General features: G+C 74.6%; 21 protein-coding genes. 18 read left to right on the forward strand and 3 right to left on the reverse strand.

Annotated features, from left to right (window positions below; translation table 11 throughout):
* Positions 1–7: 7 nt before the first annotated feature.
* From ABZ340_RS28195 to cobI, 7 genes are all read left to right on the forward strand, one after another.
* Positions 8–997, forward strand: a complete 990-nt coding sequence (locus ABZ340_RS28195; RefSeq protein ID WP_358784645.1) for a cobalamin biosynthesis protein — start codon at positions 8–10, stop codon at positions 995–997.
* A complete protein-coding gene (locus tag ABZ340_RS28200; RefSeq protein ID WP_358784646.1) occupies positions 994–2,505 on the forward strand; it encodes a cobyric acid synthase in 1,512 nt (503 codons plus the stop codon). The genes ABZ340_RS28195 and ABZ340_RS28200 overlap by 4 nt, the downstream gene beginning before the upstream one ends.
* Positions 2,502–6,152 carry a cobaltochelatase subunit CobN gene (gene cobN, locus ABZ340_RS28205; RefSeq protein WP_358784647.1) on the forward strand — a complete coding sequence of 1,217 codons (3,651 nt, stop codon included), beginning with the start codon at positions 2,502–2,504 and terminating at the stop codon, positions 6,150–6,152. The genes ABZ340_RS28200 and cobN overlap by 4 nt, the downstream gene beginning before the upstream one ends.
* Positions 6,153–6,321: 169 nt before the next feature.
* A complete protein-coding gene (locus ABZ340_RS28210) occupies positions 6,322–8,316 on the forward strand; it encodes a putative cobaltochelatase (protein WP_358784648.1) in 1,995 nt (664 codons plus the stop codon).
* Positions 8,316–8,915, forward strand: coding sequence for a cob(I)yrinic acid a,c-diamide adenosyltransferase (gene cobO / locus ABZ340_RS28215; protein ID WP_358784649.1), 600 nt, complete (start codon positions 8,316–8,318; stop codon positions 8,913–8,915). Before ABZ340_RS28210 ends, cobO begins: the two co-directional genes overlap by 1 nt.
* On the forward strand, positions 8,912–10,267 hold the full coding sequence (locus tag ABZ340_RS28220; RefSeq protein WP_358784663.1) for a cobyrinate a,c-diamide synthase: 1,356 nt from the start codon (positions 8,912–8,914) through the stop codon (positions 10,265–10,267). Before cobO ends, ABZ340_RS28220 begins: the two co-directional genes overlap by 4 nt.
* A complete protein-coding gene (gene cobI, locus ABZ340_RS28225) occupies positions 10,252–11,004 on the forward strand; it encodes a precorrin-2 C(20)-methyltransferase (RefSeq protein WP_358784650.1) in 753 nt (250 codons plus the stop codon). Before ABZ340_RS28220 ends, cobI begins: the two co-directional genes overlap by 16 nt.
* A 23-nt stretch (positions 11,005–11,027) precedes the next feature.
* Here the strand turns inward: cobI and ABZ340_RS28230 are convergent, their stop codons facing one another.
* Positions 11,028–11,756 (reverse strand): ZIP family metal transporter, encoded by a 729-nt coding sequence (locus tag ABZ340_RS28230; protein WP_358784651.1) that lies wholly within the window; start codon positions 11,754–11,756, stop codon positions 11,028–11,030.
* A 235-nt stretch (positions 11,757–11,991) separates the two neighbouring features.
* Here ABZ340_RS28230 and cobM point away from each other — a divergent pair, with 235 nt between their 5' ends.
* From cobM to cobC, 6 genes are read left to right on the forward strand one after another with little or no spacing between them, the layout of a single operon-like run.
* The gene (gene cobM, locus ABZ340_RS28235; RefSeq protein ID WP_358784652.1) at positions 11,992–12,810 is read left to right on the forward strand and encodes a precorrin-4 C(11)-methyltransferase; all 819 of its coding nucleotides are present in this window, start codon (positions 11,992–11,994) and stop codon (positions 12,808–12,810) included.
* A 5-nt stretch (positions 12,811–12,815) separates the two neighbouring features.
* On the forward strand, positions 12,816–14,057 hold the full coding sequence (gene cbiE / locus ABZ340_RS28240; RefSeq protein ID WP_358784664.1) for a precorrin-6y C5,15-methyltransferase (decarboxylating) subunit CbiE: 1,242 nt from the start codon (positions 12,816–12,818) through the stop codon (positions 14,055–14,057).
* Complete coding sequence (gene cobJ / locus ABZ340_RS28245) at positions 14,054–15,739, forward strand: precorrin-3B C(17)-methyltransferase (RefSeq protein WP_358784653.1); 1,686 nt, start codon at positions 14,054–14,056, stop codon at positions 15,737–15,739. The genes cbiE and cobJ overlap by 4 nt, the downstream gene beginning before the upstream one ends.
* Positions 15,736–16,359 carry a precorrin-8X methylmutase gene (locus ABZ340_RS28250; RefSeq protein ID WP_358784654.1) on the forward strand — a complete coding sequence of 208 codons (624 nt, stop codon included), beginning with the start codon at positions 15,736–15,738 and terminating at the stop codon, positions 16,357–16,359. Before cobJ ends, ABZ340_RS28250 begins: the two co-directional genes overlap by 4 nt.
* Positions 16,356–17,300 carry a sirohydrochlorin chelatase gene (locus ABZ340_RS28255; RefSeq protein WP_358784655.1) on the forward strand — a complete coding sequence of 315 codons (945 nt, stop codon included), beginning with the start codon at positions 16,356–16,358 and terminating at the stop codon, positions 17,298–17,300. The genes ABZ340_RS28250 and ABZ340_RS28255 overlap by 4 nt, the downstream gene beginning before the upstream one ends.
* A complete protein-coding gene (gene cobC / locus ABZ340_RS28260; RefSeq protein ID WP_358784656.1) occupies positions 17,290–18,450 on the forward strand; it encodes an Rv2231c family pyridoxal phosphate-dependent protein CobC in 1,161 nt (386 codons plus the stop codon). The genes ABZ340_RS28255 and cobC overlap by 11 nt, the downstream gene beginning before the upstream one ends.
* 374 nt (positions 18,451–18,824) lie before the next feature.
* Here the strand turns inward: cobC and ABZ340_RS28265 are convergent, their stop codons facing one another.
* Both ABZ340_RS28265 and ABZ340_RS28270 read right to left on the reverse strand, forming a co-directional pair.
* Positions 18,825–19,808, reverse strand: coding sequence for an SCO1860 family LAETG-anchored protein (locus ABZ340_RS28265; protein WP_358784657.1), 984 nt, complete (start codon positions 19,806–19,808; stop codon positions 18,825–18,827).
* Between the two features lie 230 nt (positions 19,809–20,038).
* On the reverse strand, positions 20,039–21,130 hold the full coding sequence (locus ABZ340_RS28270) for an amidohydrolase family protein (RefSeq protein WP_358784658.1): 1,092 nt from the start codon (positions 21,128–21,130) through the stop codon (positions 20,039–20,041).
* Between the two features lie 173 nt (positions 21,131–21,303).
* On the opposite strand from ABZ340_RS28270, the gene ABZ340_RS28275 reads away from it, so the two are divergent.
* From ABZ340_RS28275 to thpD, 5 genes are all read left to right on the forward strand, one after another.
* On the forward strand, positions 21,304–22,404 hold the full coding sequence (locus ABZ340_RS28275) for an aminotransferase class V-fold PLP-dependent enzyme (protein WP_358784665.1): 1,101 nt from the start codon (positions 21,304–21,306) through the stop codon (positions 22,402–22,404).
* Between the two features lie 344 nt (positions 22,405–22,748).
* Positions 22,749–23,276 (forward strand): diaminobutyrate acetyltransferase, encoded by a 528-nt coding sequence (gene ectA, locus ABZ340_RS28280; RefSeq protein ID WP_358784659.1) that lies wholly within the window; start codon positions 22,749–22,751, stop codon positions 23,274–23,276.
* A gap of 123 nt (positions 23,277–23,399) precedes the next feature.
* Positions 23,400–24,671, forward strand: a complete 1,272-nt coding sequence (gene ectB, locus ABZ340_RS28285) for a diaminobutyrate--2-oxoglutarate transaminase (RefSeq protein WP_358784660.1) — start codon at positions 23,400–23,402, stop codon at positions 24,669–24,671.
* Positions 24,672–24,721: 50 nt separating this feature from the next.
* On the forward strand, positions 24,722–25,120 hold the full coding sequence (locus ABZ340_RS28290) for an ectoine synthase (RefSeq protein WP_358784661.1): 399 nt from the start codon (positions 24,722–24,724) through the stop codon (positions 25,118–25,120).
* A 6-nt stretch (positions 25,121–25,126) separates the two neighbouring features.
* Positions 25,127–26,041: an ectoine hydroxylase gene (gene thpD, locus ABZ340_RS28295; protein ID WP_358784662.1), complete on the forward strand. Its 915-nt coding sequence runs from the start codon at positions 25,127–25,129 to the stop codon at positions 26,039–26,041.
* The last annotated feature ends 123 nt before the right edge of the window (positions 26,042–26,164 follow it).

Here is a 26,164-nt window from a genome sequence, read left to right on the forward strand (position 1 = left end):
GAGCTCCATGCGTGCCGAACGCGTTTTCGCGTACGGCGCCGCCGCGGGCCTTCTCGGCGACCTCCTCCTCGGCGATCCCCGCCGCGGGCATCCGGTCGCCGCGTTCGGCCGTGCCGCCGGTGCCGTGGAACGTGTGCTGTGGCGGGACCACCGCGGCCGGGGCGCGGTGCACACCGCCGTGTGCGCCGGTGGCGCCGTGGCGCTCGGTGCCCTCGCCTCCCGCGCCGTACGCCCCTGGCCCCTCGCCTCCGTCGCGCTGACCGCCACCGCCACCTGGGCCGTCGTCGGCGGCACCTCGCTCGCGCGCGAGGCGCGTGCCGTCGGGCGGGCACTGGAGACGGGCGACGTCGAGGCCGCCCGAGCGCGGCTGCCGCATCTGTGCGGGCGCGATCCGCAGGCCCTGGACGCCGACGGGATCGCGCGGGCCGTCGTGGAGTCCGTCGCCGAGAACACCTCCGACGCGGTGGTGGGCGCCCTGGTGTGGGGCGCCGCCGGCGGGGTTCCGGGCCTGCTCGGCTTCCGGGCCGTCAACACCCTCGACGCCATGGTCGGCCACAAGTCGCCCCGGTACCGCCGCTACGGCTGGGCCTCCGCCCGTCTCGACGACCTCGCCGGCTGGCCCGGCGCGCGGCTGACCGCCGCCCTCGCCGCCGTCGCCGGCGGGAATCCGCGCGGCGCCGTACGGGCCTGGCGGGCCGACGCCGGCAAGCATCCGAGCCCCAACGCCGGGCCCGTCGAGGCGTCGTTCGCGGGCGCCCTCGGCGTCCGGCTCGGCGGGACGCTGTCGTACGGCGGGCGGGTGGAGCACCGGCCCGTGCTCAACGGGGCCGCGGGGCGGGCCGTCCGCGCCGGCGACATCGAACGGGCGGTACGGCTGTCCCGGCGCGTGAGCTGGCTGGCGCTGGGCGCGTGCGCGGGCGCGCGGCTGCTGACCTCGCGCCTGGTGTCGTCGGGTCCGGTGACGTCGCGCCTGCCGAAGAGAGGACACAGGTCATGAGAAGCGGGGGTCTCCTCGTCGCCGGCACCACCTCCGACGCCGGCAAGAGCGTCGTCACCGCCGGGATCTGCCGGTGGCTGGTGCGGCAGGGCGTGAAGGTGGCGCCGTTCAAGGCGCAGAACATGTCGCTGAACTCGTTCGTGACGCGCGAGGGCGCCGAGATCGGGCGGGCGCAGGCGATGCAGGCGCAGGCGTGCCGGATCGAGCCGACCGCGCTGATGAACCCGGTGCTGCTCAAGCCGGGCGGCGAGCAGAGCAGCCAGGTGGTGCTGCTGGGCAAGCCGGTCGGGGAGATGAGCGCGCGCGGCTACCACGGCGGCCGGCAGCAGCGGCTGCTCGGCACGGTCCTCGACTGCCTGGCCGAGCTGCGGGGAACGTATGACGCGGTGATCTGTGAGGGGGCGGGCAGTCCGGCGGAGATCAACCTGCGCCGGACCGACATCGTGAACATGGGCATCGCCCGTGGTGCCGGGCTGCCCGTGGTGGTGGTCGGCGACATCGACCGCGGGGGCGTGTTCGCCTCGTTCTTCGGGACGGTGGCGCTGCTCGCCCCGGAGGACCAGGCGCTGGTCGCCGGGTTCCTGGTGAACAAGTTCCGCGGGGACGTGTCCCTGCTGGAGCCGGGCCTGGACATGCTGCACGGCCTGACCGGGCGCCACACGTACGGGGTGCTGCCGTTCCGGCACGGGCTCGGCATCGACGAGGAGGACGGGCTGCGGGTGTCGCTGCGCGGCACCGTGCGGGAGTCCGCCGTCGCACCGCCGGTCGGCGAGGACGTGCTGCGGGTCGCCGTCTGCGCGGTCCCGCTGATGTCCAACTTCACGGACGTGGACGCGCTGGCCGCCGAGCCGGGTGTCGTGGTGCGGTTCGTGGACCGGCCGGAGGAGCTGGCCGACGCCGACCTCGTGGTGGTGCCCGGCACCCGGGGCACGGTCCGGGCGCTGGACTGGCTGCGGGAGCGGGGGCTCGCGGACGCCCTGCGGCGCAGGGCCGCCGAGCAGCGGCCCGTGCTCGGCGTCTGCGGCGGCTTCCAGCTGCTCGGCGAGCACATCGAGGACGACGTCGAGAGCCGCCGCGGCCATGTGGACGGGCTCGGCGTCCTGCCGGTGCGGGTGCGGTTCGCCCGCGAGAAGACCCTCACCCGGCCGGTGGGCGAGGCCCTCGGCGAGCGGGTCGAGGGGTACGAGATCCACCACGGCGTCGCCGAGGTCACCGGCGGCGAGCCCTTCCTGGACGGCTGCCGGGTCGGCCAGACCTGGGGCACCCACTGGCACGGCTCGCTGGAGTCGGACGGTTTCCGGCGGGCGTTTTTGCGCGAGGTGGCCGCCGCCGCGGGCCGCCGCTTCGTGCCGGCCCCCGACACCTCGTTCGCCGCGCTGCGCGAGGAGCAGCTCGACCGGCTCGGCGACCTGATCGAACAGCACGCGGACACGGACGCGCTGTGGCGGCTCATCGAGTCCGGCGCGCCGCAAGGACTGCCCTTCATCCCCCCGGGAGCGCCCGCATGAGCACAGTGTTGTTGTTGTCGACCGCCGACACGGATCTGCTGGCGGCCCGGGCCTCCGGCGCCTCCTACCGGACCGGCAACCCGACCCGGGTCGACGTCCGGGAGGAGCTGCCCGCGCTGCTCGACGGCGCGGACATCGCCGTCGTACGGCTGCTGGGCGGCAAGCGCGCCTGGGAGGACGGGCTCGCCGCGCTGAAGGCGTCCGGCGTGCCGGCCGTGCTGCTGGGCGGGGAGGCCGTGCCGGACGCGGAGCTGATGGCCGAGTCCAGCGTGCCCGCCGGGGTCGTCGCCGAGGCGCTGAAGTACCTGGTGGAGGGCGGCCCGGCCAACCTGGCCGAGCTGGCCCGGTTCCTGTCCGACACCGTGCTGCTGACGGGCGAGGGGTTCGCCGCGCCCCAGCCGATGCCGGAGTACGGCGTGCACGGCGCGTACGAGCGGCGGGACGGCCGCCCGACGGTCGGCGTGCTCTTCTACCGCGCGCACGAACTGAGCGGCAACACCGCCTTCGTGGACACCCTGTGCGAGGCGATCGAGGCGCACGGCGCCAACGCCCTGCCGGTGTACTGCGGTTCGCTGCGCGGCGCGGACGCCGGGCTGTACGAGCTCCTCGGCCGGGCGGACGCGCTGGTCGCCACCGTCCTCGCCGCCGGCGGCACGCACGCCTCCCAGGCGTCGGCGGGCGGCGACGAGGAGGCGTGGGACATCGGCGCGCTGGCCGACCTGGACGTGCCCGTGCTGCAAGGGCTGTGCCTGACCTCCTCGCGGGCCGCGTGGGAGGAGTCGGACGCCGCCCTGTCCCCCATGGACGCGGCGATGCAGGTCGCCATCCCCGAGTTCGACGGCCGCCTGGTCACCGTGCCGTTCTCCTTCAAGGAGCAGGGCCCCGACGACGTGCCCGTGTACGTCGCCGACCCGGAGCGGGCCGCGCGGGTCGCCGGGATCGCCGTACGGCACGCCCGGCTGAGGCACAAGCCGAACGCCGAGAAGAGGATCGCGCTCGTCTTCACCGCGTACCCGACCAAGCACTCCCGGGTCGGCAACGCGGTCGGCCTGGACACGCCCGCCTCGGCGGTGCGGGTGCTGGACGCGCTGCGGGAGGCCGGGTACGCCGTCGACGGGTATCCGGACAACGGCGACGAGCTGATCCACCGGCTGATCGAGGCCGGCGGGCACGACGTGGAGTGGCTGACGGAGGAGCAGCTGGCCGCCGCGCCCGCGCGGGTGCCGCTGGCCGACTACCGGGCGTGGTTCGAGAAGCTCGACCCCGGGCTGCGGGAGGCCATGCGGGAGGCGTGGGGCGAGCCGCCGGGCTCGCTGTACGTGGACGGCGACGACATCGTGCTGGCGTCCCTGCGGTTCGGGAACGTCGTCGTCATGATCCAGCCGCCGCGCGGCTTCGGCGAGAACCCCATCGCGATCTACCACGACCCCGACATGCCGCCCTCTCACCACTACCTGGCGGCCTACCGGTGGCTGGAGAACAGCTTCGGCGCCGACGCCGTCGTGCACATGGGCAAGCACGGCACGATGGAGTGGCTGCCGGGCAAGGGGCTGGGGCTGAGCGCCGGGTGCGCGCCGGACGCCGTCCTCGGCGACCTGCCGCTGGTCTACCCGTTCATCGTCAACGACCCCGGCGAGGGCACCCAGGCCAAGCGGCGCGGGCACGCCACGGTCGTCGACCACCTCGTCCCGCCGATGGCCCGCGCCGACACCTACGGCGACCTGGCCAAGCTGGAGCAGCTGCTCGACGAGTACGCGCTGGTCAGCGACCTGGACCCGGCGAAGGCGCCGGCTGTGCGGGCGCAGATCTGGACGCTGGTCAAGGCCGCCGAGCTCCACCACGACCTGCACGTCGACGAGCAGCCGGACGACGACGAGTTCGACGAGTTCGTCATGCACATCGACGGCTACCTGTGCGAGATCAAGGACGTGCAGATCCGCGACGGCCTGCACATCCTGGGCGGCGGGCCGGTCGGCGAGCCGCGCGTGAACCTGGTCCTGGCCGTGCTGCGGGCGTCCCAGGTGTGGGGCGGGCAGGCCAACGCGCTGCCGGGCCTGCGGGCCGCGCTGGCCGGGCACTTCGGGCTGGTGGAGAAGGAGCTGCTGGCCGAGCCGGGCGCGCCGGTGAAGGTGCCGGTGGAGCTGACGGACCTGGTGGAGGGCCCGGCGCGGACCGCCGCCGACGCGATCGACCTGCTGGAGCAGCTGTGCCGGCGGGTCGCGGAGGGCATGGAGGAGCGGGACTGGGCGGTCGCGGCCGTACCGGCGCTGGTCCGTGACGTCCTGGGGACCGAACTGCCCGACGCCGTCGCCGTGCTGGAGTTCGCCTGCACCGAGGTCGTGCCGCGGCTCGCCCGCACGACGGACGAGATCGGGCACATCCTGCGCGCCCTGGACGGCGGTTACGTCCCCGCCGGACCGTCCGGCTCGCCGACCCGCGGTCTGGTCAACGTCCTGCCGACCGGCCGGAACTTCTACTCCGTCGACCCCAAGGCGATCCCGTCCCGGCTGAGCTGGGAGGTCGGGCAGTCGCTCGCGGACTCGCTGGTGCAGCGGTACCTGGCCGACACCGGCGCGTACCCGAAGTCCGTCGGCCTGACGGTCTGGGGCACGTCCGCGATGCGCACCCAGGGTGACGACATCGCCGAGATCCTCGCGCTGCTGGGGTGCCGTCCGGTGTGGGACGACGCCTCGCGCCGGGTGACCGGCTTCGAGGTGGTCCCGCTCGCGGAGCTGGGCCGGCCCCGCATCGACGTCACCGTCCGCATCTCCGGCTTCTTCCGGGACGCCTTCCCGCACGTGGTCGGGCTGATCGACGACGCGGTGCGGGCGGTGGCCGAGCTGGACGAGCCCGCCGAGTCCAACTACGTGCGGGCGCACGTGGAGCAGGACACCGCCGAGCACGGCGACCGCCGCCGGGCCACCGCCCGCATCTTCGGCTCCAAGCCGGGCGCGTACGGGGCGGGCCTGCTGCCGCTGATCGACGCCCGCAACTGGCGCTCCGACGCCGACCTCGCCGAGGTGTACGCGGTGTGGGGCGGCTACGCCTACGGGCGCGGGCTCGACGGGCGGGCGGCGCGCGGGGACATGGAGACGGCGTTCAAGCGGATCGCTGTCGCCGCGAAGAACGTGGACACGAGGGAGCACGATCTCGTGGACGCGGACGACTACTTCCAGTACCACGGCGGGATGGTCGCGATGGTGCGGCATCTGACGGGGGCCAGCCCTGAGGCATACGTGGGTGATTCGGCTACGCCGGACCAGGTGAAGACGCGGACGCTGGGTGAGGAGACCCACCGCGTCTTCCGCGCCCGGGTGGTCAACCCGCGCTGGATGAGCGCCATGAGAAGGCACGGCTACAAGGGCGCCTTCGAGATGGCGGCGACCGTGGACTACCTCTTCGGGTACGACGCGACCGCCGGGGTCGTGGACGACTGGATGTACGAGAAGTTGTCGGCCGAGTACGTGTTCTCGCCGGAGAACCGGGAGTTCATGAAGAAGTCCAACCCGTGGGCGCTGAGGGGCATCACCGAGCGCCTGCTGGAGGCGGCGGACCGCGGGCTGTGGGCGGAGCCGGACCAGGAGACCCTGGAGCGGCTCCGGGCGACCTACCTCGAGCTTGAGGGAGATCTGGAGGGGAACGAGTGATGTCCCTCCGAGCCCCTGCATCGGCGGGGAACACACCCTGCGCCAGATGGCAGCGACCTGCGCCGCCGGACCACCCCCGCATCGGCGGGGAGCACGTATCAACGATCGCAGCGCGGCGCGTGACGCTCGTACCTCCGCGCCTTGACTCACCCGAAGGAGTGATCACCGCGTGAGCACGCCCTACCCCTTCACCGCCGTCGTCGGACAAGACGACCTGCGGTTGGCTCTGCTGCTCAACGCGATCTCACCGCAGGTGGGTGGCGTTCTGGTGCGCGGGGAGAAAGGGACCGCGAAGTCCACGGCCGTCAGGGCTCTGGCCTCGCTCATGCCGGAGATCGAGGTCGTGCCCGGCTGCCGGTTCTCCTGCGCTCCAGCGGCTCCCGACCCCCTGTGCCCGGACGGCCCGCACGGGTCTGAGGCCTCGGAGTGGCGCCCCGCCCGTATGGTCGAGCTGCCCGTCGGTGCCTCCGAGGACCGGCTCGTCGGAGCGCTGGACATCGAGCGGGCGCTCGCCGAGGGTGTGAAGGCCTTCGAGCCGGGGCTCTTGGCGCAGGCCCACCGCGGGCTCCTGTACGTCGATGAGGTCAACTTGTTGCACGACCACCTCGTCGACCTCTTGTTGGACGCTGCTGCGATGGGTTCCTCGTACGTCGAACGCGAAGGCGTCTCCGTACGGCATGCCGCGCGTTTTCTGCTCGTCGGGACCATGAACCCCGAAGAAGGCGAACTGCGCCCTCAACTGTTGGACCGCTTCGGGCTGACCGTCGAGGTGGCCGCCTCGCGGGAGCCGGACCAGCGGGTGGAGGTGGTCAGGCGGCGACTGGCCTACGACGACGACCCTGCCGCCTTCGCCGCGCGCTGGGCCGACGAGGAGGCTGCCGTGCGGCAGCGCATCGCGGCGGCGCGGGAGTTGTTGCCGTCCGTGCGGCTGGGGGACGGTGCGCTGCGCCAGATCGCGGCGCTGTGCAGTGCCTTCGAGGTGGACGGCATGCGCGCCGACATCGTGATGGCGCGGACGGCGACGGCGCTGGCCGCGTGGGCGGGCCGGACGGATGTGCTCGCGGAGGACGTGCGGCAGGCGGCGCTGCTGGCGCTGCCGCACCGGCGGCGGCGGAACCCGTTCGACGCGCCGGGCCTGGACGAGGACAAGCTGGACGAGACACTGGAGCAGCACTCCGGGGACGACGGTGGCGACGACGAGCCCGACCCCGACGGTCCCGGTGGCGGTGGGCGGCCCGCCCCGGACAGCGGTCCGCAGGGTGACGGGGGCGACGCCGCGCGGCCGGAGGCCGGTGAGGGCGGTCAGCCGCAGGCGTCCGGCGCGGGCGAACAGTCGGCCGTACGGGCCGCCGAGCCGTTCCGCACCAAGGTGCTGAGCGTGCCCGGTGTCGGCGAGGGTGCCGCCGGGCGGCGTTCGCGGGCGCGGACCGAGCAGGGGCGGACGACCGGGGTCCGCCGGCCGCGCGGTGCCCTGACCAAGCTGCACCTGGCGGCGACCGTGCGGGCCGCCGCCCCGCACCAGCGGGCGCGGGGCCGGTCCGGGCCGGGGCTGGTGGTGCGCCGGGACGATCTGCGGCAGGCGGTGCGCGAGGGGCGCGAGGGCAATCTCGTCCTGTTCGTCGTGGACGCCTCCGGGTCGATGGCGGCGCGGCAGCGGATGAGTGCGGTGAAGGGTGCCGTGCTGTCCCTGCTGCTGGACGCCTATCAGCGGCGGGACAAGGTGGGGCTGGTGACTTTCCGGGGTTCCGGCGCCGAGGTCGCGCTGCCTCCCACCTCGTCCGTGGATGCCGCCGCGGCGCGGCTTCAGTCGCTGCCGACCGGCGGGCGGACGCCGCTCGCGGCCGGGCTGCTCAAGGCGCACGACGTGCTGCGGGTGGAGCGGCTGCGGGACGCGGCGCGCCGGCCGCTGGTGGTCGTGGTGACGGACGGGCGGGCGACCGGGGGTCCGGAGCCGCTGCTGCTCGCTTCGAGGGCGGCGGGGCTGTTCGCGGCCGAGGGTGTCGCCTCGGTGGTCGTGGACTGCGAGTCGGGGCCGGTGCGGCTGGGACTGGCCGGGAAGCTCGCCGGTGAGCTGGGCGGCACCGCCGTCACGCTGGACGAGCTGCGGGCGGACTCGATCGCCGGGCTGGTGAGGGACGTACAGGGGACCAGGAGGGCCGCGTAATGCCGCAGGGACAGCCGAGTGTGATTCCGGACGACGGTCTGACGACCCGGCAGCGGCGCAACCGTCCGCTGGTGGTCGTGCACACGGGCGTGGGCAAGGGCAAGTCGACCGCCGCCTTCGGGCTGGCGCTGCGCGCCTGGAACCAGGGATGGCCGATCGGGGTGTTCCAGTTCGTCAAGTCGGCGAAGTGGAAGGTCGGCGAGGAGCGGGCGCTGCGCGTGCTCGGCGACTCCGGCGAGGGCGGGACCGTCGCCTGGCACAAGATGGGCGAGGGCTGGTCCTGGGTCCAGCGCGACGCGCAGATGGACAACGAGGAGAAGGCCCGGGAGGGCTGGGAGCAGGTCAAGCGGGACCTGGCGAACGAGACGTACAAGCTGTACGTGCTCGACGAGTTCGCGTACCCCCTGCACTGGGGCTGGGTGGACACCGACGAGGTCGTGGACGTGCTGCGGAATCGCCCCGGCACCCAGCACGTCGTCGTCACCGGGCGGAACGCGCCGGAGAAGCTGGTGGACTTCGCCGATCTGGTGACCGACATGTCCAAGGTGAAGCACCCCATGGACGTCGGGCAGAAGGGGCAGAGGGGCATCGAGTGGTGAACCCCTCCTCGTCCGTCCCCCGGCTGGTGGTCGCTGCGCCCTCCTCCGGGAGCGGGAAGACCACCGTCGCCACGGGGCTGATGGCCGCGTTCGCCGCGCGGGGGCTCGCCGTGTCCCCGCACAAGGTCGGGCCGGACTACATCGACCCCGGGTACCACGCGCTCGCGACCGGGCGCGCGGGGCGCAACCTCGACGCGTACCTGTGCGGTCCGGAGCTGATCGCTCCGCTGTTCGCGCACGGCGCGCGCGGCTGTGACCTCGCGGTCGTCGAGGGCGTGATGGGCCTGTACGACGGGGCGGCCGGGGAGGGCGAACTGGCGTCCACCGCGCAGGTGGCGAAACTGCTGCGGGCGCCGGTGGTGCTGGTGGTGGACGCCTCGTCGCAGTCGCGGTCGGTGGCGGCGCTGGTGCACGGCTTCGCGTCCTGGGATCCCGGGGTGCGGATCGGGGGCGTGATCCTCAACAAGGTCGGCTCGGACCGGCACGAGGCGCTGCTGCGGGAGGCGCTGGACGCGTCCGGGGTGCCCGTGCTGGGCGTGCTGCGGCGGGCGCCGCAGGTGGAGACGCCGTCGCGGCATCTGGGGCTGGTGCCGGTCGCCGAGCGGCGTACGGCGGCGGTGGCGGCCGTGGCGGCGATGGCGGCGCAGGTCGAGGCCGGGTGCGATCTGGAGGCGCTGGCGGCGCTGGCGCGCGGCGCGGGCGCGTTGCCGTGCGCGGCGTGGGAGCCGCCGGTGGTCTCCGGCGGGACGCGTCCGGTGGTGGCCGTGGCCGGTGGCGCGGCGTTCACGTTCTCCTACGCCGAGCACGCCGAGCTGCTGACCGCCGCCGGTGCCGAGGTGGTGCCGTTCGACCCGCTGCGGGACGAGGCGCTGCCGGAGGGCACGGCGGGGCTGGTGATCGGGGGCGGGTTCCCCGAGGTGTACGCCGGTGAGCTGGCCGCCAACGAGCCGCTGCGCGAGGCGGTCGGCGAGCTGGCGCGCTCCGGCGCCCCGGTCGCCGCCGAGTGCGCGGGGCTGCTGTATCTGTGCCGGGAGCTGGACGGGCGGCCGATGTGCGGGGTGCTGGACGCCACCGCCCGGATGTCCGAGCGGCTCACCCTCGGCTACCGGGACGCGGTCGCGGTGTCCGGCAGCGTGCTCGCGGCGGCGGGGACGCGGATGCGGGGGCACGAGTTCCACCGGACGGTGGTGGAGCCGGGGGCCGGGTCCGCTCCCGCCTGGGGGGTGCGCGCCCCGCGCCGGCGCGTCGAAGGTTTCGTACAGCGCGGTGTGCACGCGAGTTATCTGCACACGCACTGGGCGTCCGAGCCCGGTGTCGCCCGTCGGTTCGTGGAGAGGTGCCGGACGTCATGAGCGGCGTGAACAGCAGGCTGGTCGGGGTCGGGGTGGGGCCCGGGGACCCGGAGCTGGTGACGGTCAAGGGGGTCAACGCGCTGCGCGCGGCCGAGGTCGTCGTCGTGCCCGTGATGGACACGGGCGAGCGGGGGCGGGCCGAGGCGACGGTGCTGCACTACGTGCCCGAGGAGAAGGTCGTCCGGGTGGTGTTCGCGCTGAACGAGCGCACCGACCGGGCGCGGCGCGAGGCCGCCTGGGACGCGGCGGGCGAGCGGGTGGCCGGGCTGCTGCGGCGGCACGGCAGCGTGGCGTTCGCGACGATCGGCGACCCCAACGTGTACTCGACGTTCACCTATCTGGCGCAGACGATCGCCGGCCTGGTGCCCGGCACGGTGGTGGAGACGGTGCCCGGCATCACCGCCATGCAGGACCTGGCGGCGCGGTCGGGCGCGGTGCTGACGGAGGGGACGGAGCCGCTGACGCTGGTGCCGGTCACCGCCGGGGCGGCCGTGCTGAAGGAGGCGCTGAACGGGCCGGGGACGGTCGTGGCCTACAAGTTCGGCCGGCAGGCGGGCGAGGTCGCCGCGGCGCTGCGGGAGACCGGGCGGCTCGGCGACGCGGTGTGGGGGTCGGCGCTCGGGCTGGAGGAGGAGTCGATCCGTCCGGCCGCCGAGCTCGACGGTGCTCCGCTGCCGTACCTGTCGACGCTGATCGCGCCCGCCCGGCGCGACGGCGGGCGCGGCGGCAAGCTGTGAACCGGCCGGCCCGGGGTCCGGGCTCACTCGGCGACGCCCACCACCAGCCAGATGAACGCCGCTCCGGCGACCGTGCACAGCAGGGTCGAGCGGGCGGGGTGCGCGTGGTGGGCCTCGGGGAGGATCTCGGCCGCGGCGAGGTAGAGCAGCACGCCGCCGAAGAGGCCGAGGTAGGCGCCGAGGGCTCCTTCCGGGATGGTGAACAGCAGCGTGGAGGCCGCGCCGGCCACCGGCGCCACGGCGTCCGCGGCCAGCATCGCGATCGCCTTGCGCCGCGCGTTGCCGTACAGGCGGGTGAGTGTGTACGTGTTGAAGCCGTCGGCGAAGTCGTGCGCGACGACCGCCAGGGCGACCGCGACGCCCATGCCGCCGCCGACCTGGAAGGCCGCCCCGATCGCCACGCCGTCCATCGCGCTGTGGCCGACCATCGCGGCGGCGGCCGTCAGGCCCACCTCGGGCGCGCGGTGGCCGTGCTCCCCGGCGCCGTGCGCGGCGCGGCGGGCGGCGAGCAGCCGTTCCACCAGGTGGGCGAGGAGGAAGCCGGCGACGAACAGCAGCAGCGCCTCCGGCACGCCGAACACCTCGCCGCCGGCCGCCTCCAGGGCCTCCGGCAGCAGGTCCAGGCCGACCACGCCGAGCATCAGCCCGCCGGCCAGGCCCAGCACCAGGTGGCGGCGGTCGGTCACGCGCTGTGCCGTCCAGCCGCCGGCCAGCGTCATCAGGAACGCGCCGAGCGCGACGAGGACCGCCATGGGCCCTTGCTATCCGATCACCGCGTGGTCGCGCACGTCCGCCACCGGCAACCGCAGTACTCGTAGGACTTCGCCGCACCCGGCCGCACGCGCGGCGCTTCCGGGAACCCGCCGCATTTTCGAGAACCCGCCGCGCTTTCGGGAACGCGCGGCGCTTTCGGGAACGCGCGGCGCTTTCAGGAGCTCGCAGCTCTTTCAGGATCTCGCAGGACTTTCAGGAGAGGACCGATTCCCCATGGCCGATGCCCCCGCCGGCAAGGTGACCTTCGTCGGTGCCGGCCCCGGCGCCGCCGATCTGCTGACGTTCCGGGCCGCGCGCGCCATCGCCGAGGCCGACGTGGTGATCTGGGCGGCGAGCCTGGTGCAGGCGGAGGTCCTCGGGCACGCGCGCGAGGACGCGGAGATCCTCGACTCGGCGACGATGTCGCTGGAGGACGTCGTCGCCGTCTACCGCCGCGCCCACGCACAGGGCCTGAGGGTGGCCCGCATCCACTCCGGCGACCCGGCGCTGTGGGGCGGTACGCAGGAGCAGCTGGACCGGTGCCACGAGATCGGCATCGCCACGGAGGTCGTGCCGGGCGTGTCGTCGTTCTCGGCGGTGGCCGCGCTCGCGCAGCGGGAGCTGACCATCCCGGAGGTCGCGCAGTCGGTGGTGCTGACCCGGCTGGGCGGCGGCAAGACGCCGATGCCGCCCGGCGAGGAGGTCCGGGAGTTCGCCCGGCACGGCACCACCATGGCGGTCTTCCTGTCGGCCGCCCGCAGCGGGCAGCTGGTGCGGGAGCTGCTGGAGGGCGGCTACCCGACGACCACCCCGGTCGTCGTCGCCTACCAGGCGACCTGGCCGGAGGAACTGGTCGTGAAGTGCACGATCGGCACGCTGGAGGAGACCGTCAAGGAGCACAAGCTGTGGAAGCACACGCTGTTCCTGGTCGGCCCGGCGCTCGACGCGCACGGCACCCGCTCGCACCTGTACCACCCCGGTCACTTCCACGGCTACCGCAAGGCCGACCCCCAGGCCCGCCGGGCCCTGCGCGAGCGGGGTGCGAGCACGTGAGCGCGGTGATCACCGTCGTCGGTACGGGGACGGGGGCGGCGCGCGCCGAGGACGTCGCCGGGGCGGACCTCGTCGTCGGCGGGCGGCGGCACCTGGACGCCGTACGGCTGCCCGAGGCGGCCGAGCGGGTGGTGCTCGGGCCGCTGGCGCCCGCGCTGGACACCGTCGCGCGGTACGTGGAGGAGGACCGGCGGGTGGTGGTGCTGGCCTCCGGTGATCCGGGGTTCTTCGGGATCGTGCGGGCGCTGGCCGAGCGGTTCGGCGCCGAGCGGCTTCAGGTGCGGCCCGGGGTGTCGTCCGTGGCCGCCGCGTTCGCGCGCATCGGGCTGCCGTGGGAGGACGCCGTGGTGGTCAGCGCGCACGGGCGCGACCTGCGGACGGCGGTCGCCGTGTGCCGGGCCCGGCCCAAGACGGCCGTGCTGACCGGGCCGGGCGCCGGTCCGGCGGAGCTCGGGGCGGCGCTGGAGGGCACCGGGCGCGTCCTGGTGGTCGCCTCCGCGCTGGGCGACCCGGAGCGGGAGCGGGTGGAGCGGGTGACGCCCGCCGAGGCCGCCGCCCGCGACTGGGGCGGCGCGGTCAGTGTCGTGCTGTGCCTGGACGAGGCGCGGGCGCTGGGCCCGGTGCGGACGGTGGCGGGGCCGGGGGCCGGGCCCGCCGGGTGGGCGCTCCCGGAGTCCGCGTTCGCCCACCGCGACTCGATGATCACCAAGTTCGAGGTGCGGGCGCTGGCCCTGGCCCGGCTCGGGCCCCGCCTCGGCGACCTGGTCTGGGACGTCGGCGCGGGCTCCGGCTCGGTGGCCGTGGAGTGCGCGCGGCTCGGTGCCGCCGTCGTCGCCGTGGAGAAGACCGCCGACGGCGTGGAGCGGATCCGCGCCAACGCCGCCGCGCACGGCGTGGACGTGCGCGTGGTGCACGGGCGGGCGCCGGACGCCCTGTCCGGCCTGTCCCCCCTCGACGACCCGGACGCCGTGTTCGTCGGGGGCGGCGGGAGCGAGCTGCCCGCCGTCGTCGCGGCGTGCGCGCGGCGGGCCCGGCGCACGGTGGTCGTGGCGATGGCCGCGCTCGACCGGGTGCCGGCCGCGCGCGCCGCGCTCACCGCCGCCGGGTTCGACTGCGACGGCGTGCTGCTGCAGTCGTCGCGGCTCGCGCCGCTGCCGGGGGACGTGACCCGGCTCGCGGCGGCCAACCCCGTCTTCCTGCTGTGGGGCACGCGGCCCCACGCCCATACCGAAGGAGTTCCCCAGTGATCGGCCTCATCTCCGCCACCGCGGCGGGAGCGGCGGCCCGGGACCGGCTGGCCGCGGCCTGGCCGGACCGCACGCGCGTGTACGACGGTCCCGTCGCGGATGCCGTACGGGCCGCGTTCGCGCAGTGCGAGCAGCTCGTGTGCTTCCTGGCCACGGGTGCCGTGGTCCGGCTGGTGGCGCCGCTGCTCGGGGACAAGCGGACCGACCCCGGTGTGGTGTGCGTCGACGAGGGCGGGCGGTTCGCCGTGCCGCTGGTCGGCGGGCACGGCGGCGGCGCCAACGACCTCGCGCGCGCGGTGGGCGAGGTGCTGGGCGCGCAGCCGGTGGTGACGACGGCGACGGACGCGGCCGGCCTGCCCGGCCTGGACACCCTCGGCCTGCCGGTGGAGGGCGACGTCGCCGCCGTGTCGCGGGCGCTGCTCGACGGCGAGGCGGTCGCGCTGCGGGCCGAGGTGCCCTGGCCGCTGCCGCCGCTGCCGGTCGCGGACGACGGCCCGTACACCGTCCGGGTGACGGACCGTCTGGCCGGGCCCGCCGAGCGGGAGGTGGTGCTGCGCCCGCCGACCCTGGTCGTGGGCGTCGGCGCCTCCCGGGGCGCGCCCGTCGAGGAGGTGCTCGCTCTGGTCGAGGACGCCCTGCGGGACGCCGGCCTGTCCGCGGCGTCGGTCGCCGAGCTCGCCACCGTGGACGCCAAGGCCGAGGAGCCGGGCATCGTCCAGGCGGCCGAACGGCTCGGGGTGCCGCTGGTGACGTACTCGGCGGAGGAACTGGCGGGCGTGGCGGTGCCCAACCCGTCCGGCGCACCGCTCGCCGCCGTCGGCACCCCCTCGGTCGCGGAGGCGGCGGCCCTGCTGCGCGGGGGCGAACTCCTCGTCCCCAAGCGGAAGTCGTCCGCCTCTCCCGCGATGGCGACCTGTGCCGTCGTACGGCGGCCGGGGCGCGGGCGGCTCGCGGTGGTCGGGCTCGGGCCGGGCGCCCGCGACCTGCTCACGCCGCGCGCGAAGGCGGAGCTGCGGCGCGCGTCGGTGCTGGTCGGGCTGGACCAGTACGTCGACCAGATCCGCGACCTGCTGCGGCCCGGCACCCGCGTCCTGGAGTCCGGGCTCGGCGCCGAGGAGGAGCGGGCCCGCACGGCCGTGGCCGAGGCGCGGCGCGGGCACGCCGTGGCGCTGATCGGCAGCGGGGACGCGGGCGTGTACGCCATGGCCTCGCCCGCGCTGGCCGAGGCGTCCGACGACATCGACGTGGTCGGGGTGCCGGGCGTGACGGCGGCGCTCGCGGCCGGGGCGATCCTGGGGGCGCCGCTGGGCCACGACCACGTGTCGATCAGCCTGTCCGACCTGCACACGCCGTGGGAGGTCATCGAGCGGCGGGTGCGGGCGGCGGCCGAGGCCGACCTCGTCGTGACGTTCTACAACCCGCGCAGCCGGGGCCGCGACTGGCAGCTGCCCAAGGCGCTCGCGATCCTCGCCGGGCACCGGGAGCCGGCGACGCCGGTCGGGGTCGTCCGCAACGCCTCGCGGCCCGACGAGTCCAGCCGGGTCACCACGCTCGCCGCGCTGGACCCGGCGACGGTCGACATGATGACGGTCGTGACGGTGGGCAACACCGCGACCCGCGAGATCGCGGGCCGCATGGTGACGCCGCGCGGCTACCGCTGGCAGGAAGGACCCACCCGGTGAACCGTGTCGTGCACCCCATCGAGCAGGAGTCCTTCCGGCGGCTGCGCGCCCGCCTGGACACCTCGCACTTCCCGCCGCTGACCCGGGCGGTGGTGGAGCGGGTCATCCACTCCGCGGCCGACCTGGAGTACGCGGACGACCTCGTGATGGCCGAGGACGACCTGGTGGCGGCGCACGCGGCGCTGCACGCCGGGGCGCCCGTCGTCGTGGACGTGGAGATGGTCGCGGCCGGGATCACGCGCCGTGAGACCGTGTGCCGGCTGAAGGACGCGGTCGCGGGTCCCGGGCTGACCCGCTCCGCGCACGCGATGCGGCTGGCGTACGAGCAGGTCGGCCCCGGCGCGCTGTGGGTGATCGGCTGCGCGCCGACCGCCCTGGAGGAGCTGCTGACCCTGGACGTCTCCCCCGCGCTCGTCATCGGGCTGCCCGTCGGGTTCGTCGGCGCCGCCGAGTCCAAGGCGGCGCTGCGCGAGAGCGGGCTGCCCGCCGTGAGCAACGTGTCCGAGAAGGGCGGCTCGGCGGTCGCCGCCGCCGCGCTCAACGCCCTGCTGTACCACCCCGTTTCCCCCGCGAAGCCGGAAGAACCGGAAGAACCGGAAGAACCCGAGGAGAACCTGTGACCACCCCGCCCGCCCTGCTCATCGCCGGCCACGGCACCCGGGACGACGCCGGAGCCGAGGCGTTCCGCGACTTCGTGCGGGAACTGGGCCGCCGCCACCCCGAACTGCCCGTCGCGGGCGGCTTCATCGAGCTGTCCCCGCCGCCGCTGGGCGAGGCCGTCGCCGAACTGGTCGAGCGGGGGGTGCGCCGGTTCGCCGCCGTCCCGCTGATGCTGGTGGCCGCCGGGCACGCCAAGGGCGACATCCCGGCGGCGCTGGCCCGCGAGAAGGAACGCCACCCCGGCATCTCGTACACCTACGGGCGCCCGCTGGGCCCGCACCCGGCGCTGCTGAGCGTGCTTCAGCGGCGGCTGGAGGAGGCGGTCGACCCGTCCTGGGACCGGTCCGAGGTGACGGTGCTGCTGGTGGGGCGCGGGTCGACGGACCCGGACGCCAACGCGGAGGTGTTCAAGGCGGCGCGGCTGCTGTGGGAGGGCCGCGGGTACGCGGGCGTGGAGACGGCGTTCGTGTCGCTGGCGGCGCCGGACGTGCCGAGCGGCCTGGACCGGTGCGCGAAGCTGGGCGCCGGGCGGATCGTGGTCCTGCCGTACTTCCTGTTCACCGGCATCCTGCCGGACCGGGTGCGCAAGCAGACCGAGGAGTGGGCCGCCGCGCACCCGCAGGCCGAGGTGCGGTCGGCGGACGTCATCGGGCCCGAGCCGGAGCTGCTGGACCTGGTGTGGGAGCGGTACGAGGAGGCCGTCGAGGGCGATCTGCGGATGAACTGCGACTCCTGCGTGTACCGGATCGCGCTGCCCGGTTTCGAGGACAAGGTGGGGATGCCGCAGCAGCCACACTTCCACCCCGACGACGACGGCCACCATCACCACGGGTCCCACGGGCATCATGGATCCCACGGGCACCACCACGGCCCTGGGCACACGCACTCCCATGCGCACTGACGGGGACGGCGGCGGGACCGGTCTGCGGCACCACGGGGACGCCGACGGGACCGGTCTGCGGCACCACGGGGACAACGACGGACCCGACCTGCGGCACCACGGGGACAACGACGGACCCGACCTGCGGCACCACGGGGACGCCGAGGTCCGTGACGGCGGCTCCGCGCTGGTGGACCTCGCGGTCAACGTGCGCGCGGACACGCCGCCACCGTGGCTGCGCGCGCTCCTCGCCGACTCGCTCGGCTCCCTCGCGGCCTACCCGGACGGGCGGGCCGCGCGGGCGGCGGTGGCGGCGCGGCACGGGCTGCCGGTGGAGCGGGTGCTGCTGACGGCCGGGGCGGCGGAGGCGTTCGTGCTGCTGGCGCGGGCGCTGAAGGTGTCCCGGCCGGTCGTGGTGCACCCGCAGTTCACGGAGCCGGAGGCGGCGCTGCGGGACGCGGGGCACACGGTCGGCCGGGTGGTGCTGCGGGAGGCGGACGGCTTCCGGCTGGATCCGGCGGCCGTGCCCGAGGACGCCGATCTGGTGGTCGTCGGCAACCCGACCAACCCGACGTCCGTACTGCATCCCGCCGAGGCGATCACCGCGCTCGCCCGTCCCGGGCGGACGCTGGTGGTGGACGAGGCGTTCATGGACGCGGTGCCGGGCGAGCGGGAGGCCCTCGCCGGGCGCACGGACGTGCCGGGGCTGGTGGTGCTGCGCAGTCTGACCAAGACGTGGGGGCTGGCCGGGCTGCGGATCGGGTACGTGCTGGCGGCACCGGAGACGGTCGCGGATCTGGAACGGGCCCAGCCGCTGTGGCCGGTGTCCACGCCCGCGCTCGCGGCGGCCGAGGCGTGTGTGGGGCCGCGGGCGCTGGCGGAGGCCGCCCACGCGGCCCACCGCATCGCCGCCGACCGGGCCCACCTCGTCGCCGGGCTCGGGGAACTGGCCCCCGCGGGGCTGCGGGTGGTCGAGCCCGCCGAGGGCCCCTTCGTCCTCGTCCGGCTGCCGGGAGCCGCCGCCGTACGGCACCGGCTGCGCGACCTCGGGTACGCAGTCCGGCGCGGGGACACCTTCCCGGGGCTCGGCGCGGAGTGGCTGCGGCTGGCGGTCCGGGAGCGGGCGACGACGGACGGCTTCCTGGCGGCGCTGCGGCGGGCGATGGGCTGAGCTCCCGGCGGGCGGTTGGCCCCGCGCACTGCGGCGGCCCGGCGGGGGCCCGGCACTGCGGCGGCCCGGCGGGGGCCTGGCACTGCGGCGGCCCGCCGGTGGCCTGGCACTGCGGCGGCCCGCCGGTGGCCTGGCACTGCGGCGGCCCGCCGGTGGCCTGGCACTGCGGCGGCCCGGCGGTGGCCGGTGAGTGGCGGGCCCGCCGGGTGGACCGTGAGCGGCGGCGACTCGCGGACTGAGCCAGCGAGCGGCGAACCCACCGGACGAGCCGGCGAACGGCAGGACCCGCCGGGCGAACCGGCGAACGGCAGGGCCCGCCGGGCGGGCCGGTGCACCACGGGGCCCGCGAGGCAGGCCGGTGAGTGGCGAGGCCGTCAGCCGCGCCTGCGTCGCCGGGCGAGGGTGACGGCTCCGCCGCCCGCCACGAGCAGCGCGAGGGCGCCGCCCGCGACGTACGGCGTCGCCGAGCCGCCGCCGGTCTCGGCGAGCCCGGCCTCGGCGGGGGCGCCCTGCGGCCTGAGGCCGGAGGCGGGTTCCGTGGCCGGCGCGGACGGCTGCCCGGCCGGAGCCTCGGAGGCCGCCGGAGGTTCCGCGGGCCCGGCCGGGGCCTCGGAGGCGGCCGGCGGTTCCGCGGGCGCGGACGGCGTCTCGCAGGCGGCCGTCGCCAGGGTGACCGTGCCCTCGACCTCGGCCACGTTCAGCTTCAGCGGATCGACGGACACGGTGAGTTCGAGGGCGGTCGCGGCGGCCGTACGGGAGGTCGTCTTCCGCTCGGCCAGGTCGAGCCGGACCTCGCCGACGCCGGGGACCCGTACGCGCGTCGTCCCGCCGGTGGTCAGGGTGACCTTCTTGCCGAGGACGGTCACCGCGCCCGGCAGGTGCGCGTCGGCGACCGGCGGCTTCCCGGCCTCGCAGGTCGCCCGGGACGTGACCTTCTCGGCCTCGACGAGGGACAGCAGCGGCAGGCCGGGCAGGTGGACCCTGGCGTGGGCGAGCTCGGTGCGGCCCTCGGCCTTCTCCGCGGTGACCGTCGCCGTCGCGTCCGCCACCTCGGCCCGCAGGACGCTGAAGGGTTTCCCGCCGTCGACGCCGTCCAGGCGCGCCGTGAGCGCGGTCTTCCGGGCGCTGTGCGGGGCCCGGACCTCGTTGAGGGAGACCGTGAGCGGGACCTGCACGGTCTTGTGGAGCAGGGACACGTCCAGCGCGGTGCGCAGGACGGCGGCGCTCGCCCGACCCTCGTCGCCGGTCGCGTGGGCGGGGCCCGCGCCGGCCAGGACCGCGGGACCGGCGGCCAGGGCCGTGGCCGCCGTGAGGGTGACGAGGCGGCGTGCGGGCGTGCGGAAGGTGTTGCCGTTCAAGGTGGTGGGACCCCCGGAGAAGAGGAAGAGGACAGACGTACGGACGTACGGGCGTGCGGATGCACGGACGTACGGGAGACACGCGTGGGACACGTGCTCGGGACCCGGCAAGAATGTCTCCGCCCGCGGCCAACCGTCAGCGTTCCGGGGGCACTTCACTCCATCGTGGCGTTTTGGCGAGCGTGTTCGAGTGACGCGGCACGGGTGTTCCCCGGCGTCACCCGCGTCGGCTATCCGACGACCCGCCCGTTCAGCACCACCCGGCGCGGAGCGGCGAGCACGCGCACGTCCGCGCGCGGGTCCTCGTCGTACACCACCAGGTCCGCCGGGGCGCCCTCCTCCAGGCCGGGGCGGCCCAGCCACTGCCGGGCGGCCCAGGTCGTCGCCGACAGCGCCACCAGCGGGGGGATGCCGGCGGTGACGAGTTCGGCGACCTCGGCCGCCGCCAGGCCGTGCGGGAGGGAGCCGCCCGCGTCGGTGCCGACGAAGACGGGGACACCGGCGTCGTAGGCGTTGCGCACGGTGTCGTAGCGGCGCTCGTGGAGCCGGCGCATGTGGGCCGCCCAGCGGGGGAACTTGGCCTCGCCGCCGTCGGCGAGCCGCGGGAAGGTGGCGATGTTGACGAGGGTGGGGACGATGGCGACGCCCCGCTCGGCGAACAGGGGGATCGTGTCGTCCGTCAGGCCGGTGGCGTGTTCGACGCAGTCGATGCCGGCCTCGACCAGGTCGCGCAGGGAGTCCTCGGCGAAGCAGTGGGCGGTGACGCGGGCGCCCAGGCGGTGGGCCTCGGCGATGGCCGCCTCGACGGCACCGCGCGGCCAGCAGGCCGACAGGTCGCCGAGGTCGCGGTCGATCCAGTCGCCGACCAGCTTCACCCAGCCGTCGCCGCGCCGGGCCTCCCGGGCGACGTACGCGACGAGGTCCTCGGGCTCGATCTCCCAGGCGTAGTTGCGGATGTAGCGGCGGGTGCGGGCGATGTGCCGCCCGGCCCGGATGATCTTCGGGAGGTCCTCGCGGGCGTCGGTCCAGCGGGTGTCGGAGGGCGAGCCCGCGTCGCGGATCAGGAGGGTGCCCGCGTCGCGGTCGGTCAGCGCCTGCTTCTCGGCGACGTCCCGCTCGACCGCGCCGTGCTGGTCGAGGCCGACGTGGCAGTGCGCGTCGACCAGGCCGGGCAGCGCCCAGCCCTCGACGGTGCGGACGTCGCCGGCCGTGGCGGGACGGTCGTACGAGATCCGGCCGTCGACCACCCACAGCTCGTCGCGGACGTCCTCCGGCCCGACGAGCACCCGCCCCTTCACGTGCAGCACCGCGCGATCGCTCATGTCCCGCACCTTAGACGGTGGGTGGGAGGGCGCCGGAAGGGCCGGCCCCCGGACGTCCGGCCGCAAGGGCACCACGGCGGACGGAACTCCGGCCGCGGGGGTGGAGCGGGCTGCGGCTAGTCTCGACTCCGTCCGTTTCCGTACCACCTGCCGTGAGCGAAGAGAGCACCGCCGTGACCCACCCCTTCCTGGACCTCGCCCCCCTGAGCGCCGACCGCTTCGCCTCGATCGAGGACCGGGTGGCGCGGCTGCTCGGCACCGATCAGGACGTCGTGATCATGCAGGGTGAGGCGCTGCTGCCGCTGGAGGGCGCGATCCGCGGGACGGCCGGCCCCGGCACCACCGCGCTGAACGTGATCACCGGGCCGTACGGCCAGACCTTCGGCGACTGGCTGCGGGACTGCGGGGCCACGGTGTACGACCTCGCCGTCCCGTTCCACACGGCGGTCACCGCCGACCAGGTCCGCCAGGCCCTCGCCGAGCACCCGGAGACCGACTTCGTCTCCCTGGTGCACGCGGAGGCGGCGACCGGCAACACCAACCCGGTCGCGGAGATCGGCGAGGTGGTGCGGGAGCACGGCGCGCTGTTCTACCTGGACGCGGTCGCCTCCGTCGGGGCCGAGCCGGTGCTGCCGGACGCGTGGGGCGTGGACCTGTGCGTCATCGGGGCGCAGAAGGCGATGGGCGGCCCGGCGGGTGTGTCGGCGGTGTCGGTGAGCGAGCGGGCGTGGGCCCGGATGGCGGCCAACCCGCGGGCGCCGCGCCGGTCCTACCTCTCGCTGCTGGACTGGAAGGAGCGCTGGATCGACGGCGGGCGCAAGGCGCTGCTGCACGCGCCGGCGCAGCTGGAGATGCTGGCGCTGGAGGCGTGCGTCGAGCGGATCGAGGCCGAGGGGCTGGAGTCGGTGATGGCGCGGCACGCGTCGGCCGCGGCGGCCACCCGGGCGGGGGCGCTCGCGCTGGGCGGCGGCCTGGAGCCGTACGTGTACGACGCCCGGGACGCGGCGCCGGTCGCCACCACGCTGCGGGCGCCGTCGGGCGTGGTCGCCTCGGAGCTGGTGGCGCGGGCCCTGCGGTCCGACCCCACGCTGCCGCTGGCGGCGGGCGGGGGTGCGCTGGCCAAGGAGATGATCCGCGTGAACCACTACGGGCCGGACGCCACGCCCGGGGCCGTGCAGGGCAGTCTGGCGGCGCTGGGCTCGGCGCTGGCCGAGCAGGGGCTGGACGTGGACCTGGAATCCGCCCGGCGGGCCGTGGAGGGCGCCTGGAAGTAGGCCCGGCCACACCGAATTCACGGCATTTTCGGAATTCATCCGGAGCACAATTCCACAATTCTTTTCGGAGTAGCTTCCCGTCTTCTTCTGCCCGCTTTCCCCGAGGCTAAACACGTGGATTCGGTGAACGCCGATCGACGCGGTTCGGGCAGATCTCGTGAAGGTGACACGGGTGTGACGCGTTACACATCACGCCCGTTTCGCCCCCTATTTTCCGGACAGAACGCCACATATCTCCGGTCTGTCACGCAGACACCCGCGCCCGCGCGATAACACGGAACGCGCCTGCGCGTAACCCCGCCCGGCGATGCAATTTCGAATTCCGCTGGGTAAATTCATTTCGCATGACTGCCGCACAAGCAGACCTACAAGCAGACCTGCAGATCGACTCTCCGACGGTGGCGGACGGTGCCGCGCTGTGGCGTATGGCCAGGGATTCGAAGGTCCTCGACCTGAACTCGTCGTACAGCTATCTGCTGTGGTGCCGGGACTTCGCCGCCACGTCGGCCGTCGCCCGCGACGAGCGCGGGGAGGCGGTCGGCTTCGTCACCGGCTACGTGCGGCCGGACCGCCCGGACACGCTGCTCGTGTGGCAGGTGGCGGTGGACGAGGCCCGTCGCGGACGCGGGATCGCCGCCGCGCTGCTCGACGGGCTGGCCGCGCGGGTCGTGGCGCAGCGCGGGCTGTCCGCCGTGGAGACCACCATCACGCCGGGCAACACCGCCTCCGAGCGGCTGTTCACCTCGTTCGCCGAGCGTCACGGCGCCCGGCTGGAGCGCGAGGAGCTGTTCGGCACGGCCCTGTTCCCCGACGGCCCGCACGAGCCCGAGGTCCTGTACCGCATCGGCCCCCTGTCCGCCTCCTCCTTCTGACCCGCCGCACCCGGCCCCCGCCTTCCCCTCCCCCTCTCCTTCTCCCTCCCCGGCACCACACCGGTCCCTGTCGTCCGTGCCGGACTCCCCCACCGACCCTCACCCGACGAGGAGCGATCCGACGTGACCATCACCCAGCCCGACCTGAGCGTCTTCGAGACCGTGGAGTCCGAGGTGCGCAGCTACTGCCGCGGCTGGCCCACCGTCTTCGACCGTGCGCAGGGCAGCCGCATGTACGACGAGGACGGCCACGCGTACCTGGACTTCTTCGCCGGCGCCGGCTCACTCAACTACGGCCACAACAACCCCGTCCTGAAACGGGCGTTGATCGACTACCTGGAGCGGGACGGCGTCACGCACGGCCTCGACATGTCGACCACCGCCAAACGCGCCTTCCTGGAGTCCTTCCAGAACTTCGTCCTGCGCCCCCGCGACCTGCCGTACAAGGTCATGTTCCCGGGGCCGACCGGCACCAACGCCGTGGAGGCCGCGCTGAAGCTGGCGCGGAAGGTGAAGGGGCGCGAGTCGATCGTGTCGTTCACCAACGCCTTCCACGGGATGTCGCTGGGCTCGCTCGCCGTGACCGGCAACGCCTTCAAGCGGGCCGGCGCCGGCATCCCGCTGGTGCACGGCACGCCGATGCCGTTCGACCACTACCTCGACGGCAAGGTGCCGGACTTCCTGTGGTTCGAACGGCTCCTGGAGGACCAGGGCTCGGGCCTCAACCACCCGGCCGCCGTGATCGTCGAGACCGTGCAGGGCGAGGGCGGCATCAACGTCGCCCGTGCCGAGTGGCTGCGCGGCCTCGCCGAGCTGTGCGAGCGGCGGGACATGCTGCTGATCGTCGACGACATCCAGATGGGGTGCGGCCGTACCGGCGCGTTCTTCTCCTTCGAGGAGGCCGGGATCACACCGGACATCGTCACCGTCTCCAAGTCGATCAGCGGCTACGGACTGCCCATGTCGCTGTGTCTGTTCAAGCCCGAGCTGGACGTGTGGGAGCCGGGCGAGCACAACGGCACCTTCCGCGGCAACAACCCCGCGTTCGTCACCGCCACCGCCGCGCTCGGCGCCTACTGGGCCGACGGCGCGGCGATGGAGAAGCAGACCCGCACGCGCGGCGAGCAGGTCGAGCAGGGCCTGATCGCCATCACCGAGGAGAACCTCGCCGACGTCAAGGAGTACCGGGGCCGCGGGCTGGTGTGGGGCCTGGAGTTCCACGACAAGGAGCGGGCGGGCCGCGTCGCCCGGCGCGCCTTCGAACTCGGTCTGCTGGTCGAGACGTCCGGCCCCGAGAGCGAGGTCGTCAAGCTGCTCCCGGCCCTCACCATCACGCCCGAGGAGCTGGACGAGGGGCTGGAAACCCTCGCCCGCGCGGTCCGCGAGACCGTCTGACCCCCGGTCCCCATCCCCCGTATCCCCCACCTAGGAGGCATCGCAGCACCGTGATCGTCCGTTCGTTCAAGGAGATCGAAGGCACCGACCGGCACGTGAAGGCCGCGTCCGGTACCTGGGAGAGCAAGCGCATCGTCCTGGCCAAGGAGAAGGTCGGCTTCTCCCTGCACGAGACGATCCTGTACGCGGGCACGGAGACGTCGATGTGGTACGCGAACCACATCGAGGCCGTCGTCTGCGTGGAGGGCGAGGCCGAACTGACCGACCAGGAGACCGGTCGGACGTACACCATCACGCCCGGGACCATGTACCTCCTGGACGGGCACGAGAGGCACACGCTGCGGGTCAAGGAGGACTTCCGCTGCATCTGCGTCTTCAACCCGCCCGTGACCGGACGGGAGGACCACGACGAGAACGGCGTCTACCCGCTGCTCACCGAGGAGGTGTGAGTCACCGTGACCACGACCGCGACCACGACCACGGCCACGACCGTCACCGATCTCTACCCCAGCCGCGGCACCACGGAGGTGTCCGTCCCCCGGCAGGACCCGGTGGTCTGGGGCGCCCCGGACGCGCCCGGCCCGATCGCACCGGCCGACCTGCTGTCCTATGAGCGCGACGGCTTCCTCGCCATCGACCAGCTCATCACCGACGACGAGGTCGCCGTCTACCGGCGGGAGCTGGACCGGCTGGTCACCGACCCGGAGATCCGCGCCGATGAGCGCTCGATCGTCGAGCCGAAGTCGAAGGAGATCCGGTCCGTCTTCGAGGTCCACAAGATCAGCGAGGTCTTCGCGGACCTGGTGCGCGACGAGCGGGTCGTGGGCCGGGCGCGGCAGATCCTCGGTTCGGACGTGTACGTCCACCAGTCGCGGATCAACGTCAAGCCGGGCTTCGGCGCCAGCGGGTTCTACTGGCACTCGGACTTCGAGACCTGGCACGCCGAGGACGGCCTGCCCCGCATGCGCACGGTGTCGGTCTCGATCGCGCTGACCGAGAACCACGACACCAACGGCGGACTCATGATCATGCCGGGGTCGCACAAGACGTTCCTCGGCTGTGCGGGCGCCACGCCGAAGGACAACTACAAGAAGTCGCTCCAGATGCAGGACGCGGGCACGCCGTCCGACGAGGCGCTGACCGAGATGGCCTCCGCGTACGGCATCAAGCTGTTCACCGGCAAGGCCGGGTCGGCGACCTGGTTCGACTGCAACGCCATGCACGGCTCGGGCGACAACATCACGCCGTTCCCGCGCAGCAACGTCTTCATCGTGTTCAACAGCGTGGAGAACACGGCGGTGGAGCCGTTCGCGGCGCCGGTGCGGCGGCCGGAGTTCATCGGGGCGCGGGACTTCACGCCGGTGAGGTGAGCGCACCCCCAGGGCCACCGGGCCGGGACCTGTTCGTGTGGGACGGCAGGCCCCGGCCCGGTTTCCGCATGCCGGGCCGTCAGTCGCCGCTGTCCGCCGGCTGACGGCGGCCGGCCGCCGTCA

The organism is Streptomyces sp. NPDC006134, assembly GCF_040628835.1.
Classification (GTDB): domain Bacteria; phylum Actinomycetota; class Actinomycetes; order Streptomycetales; family Streptomycetaceae; genus Streptomyces.

Coding starts and splice junctions, on each gene's coding strand:
- ABZ340_RS28195 (WP_358784645.1), top strand. CDS start 8: ATGCGTGCCGAACGCGTTTTCGCGTACGGCGCCGCCGCGGGCCTTCTC.
- ABZ340_RS28200 (WP_358784646.1), top strand. CDS start 994: ATGAGAAGCGGGGGTCTCCTCGTCGCCGGCACCACCTCCGACGCCGGC.
- cobN (WP_358784647.1), top strand. CDS start 2,502: ATGAGCACAGTGTTGTTGTTGTCGACCGCCGACACGGATCTGCTGGCG.
- cobO (WP_358784649.1), top strand. CDS start 8,316: ATGCCGCAGGGACAGCCGAGTGTGATTCCGGACGACGGTCTGACGACC.
- ABZ340_RS28230 (WP_358784651.1), bottom strand. CDS start 11,756: ATGGCGGTCCTCGTCGCGCTCGGCGCGTTCCTGATGACGCTGGCCGGC.
- cobM (WP_358784652.1), top strand. CDS start 11,992: ATGGCCGATGCCCCCGCCGGCAAGGTGACCTTCGTCGGTGCCGGCCCC.
- cobC (WP_358784656.1), top strand. CDS start 17,290: ATGCGCACTGACGGGGACGGCGGCGGGACCGGTCTGCGGCACCACGGG.
- ABZ340_RS28270 (WP_358784658.1), bottom strand. CDS start 21,130: ATGAGCGATCGCGCGGTGCTGCACGTGAAGGGGCGGGTGCTCGTCGGG.
- ectA (WP_358784659.1), top strand. CDS start 22,749: ATGACTGCCGCACAAGCAGACCTACAAGCAGACCTGCAGATCGACTCT.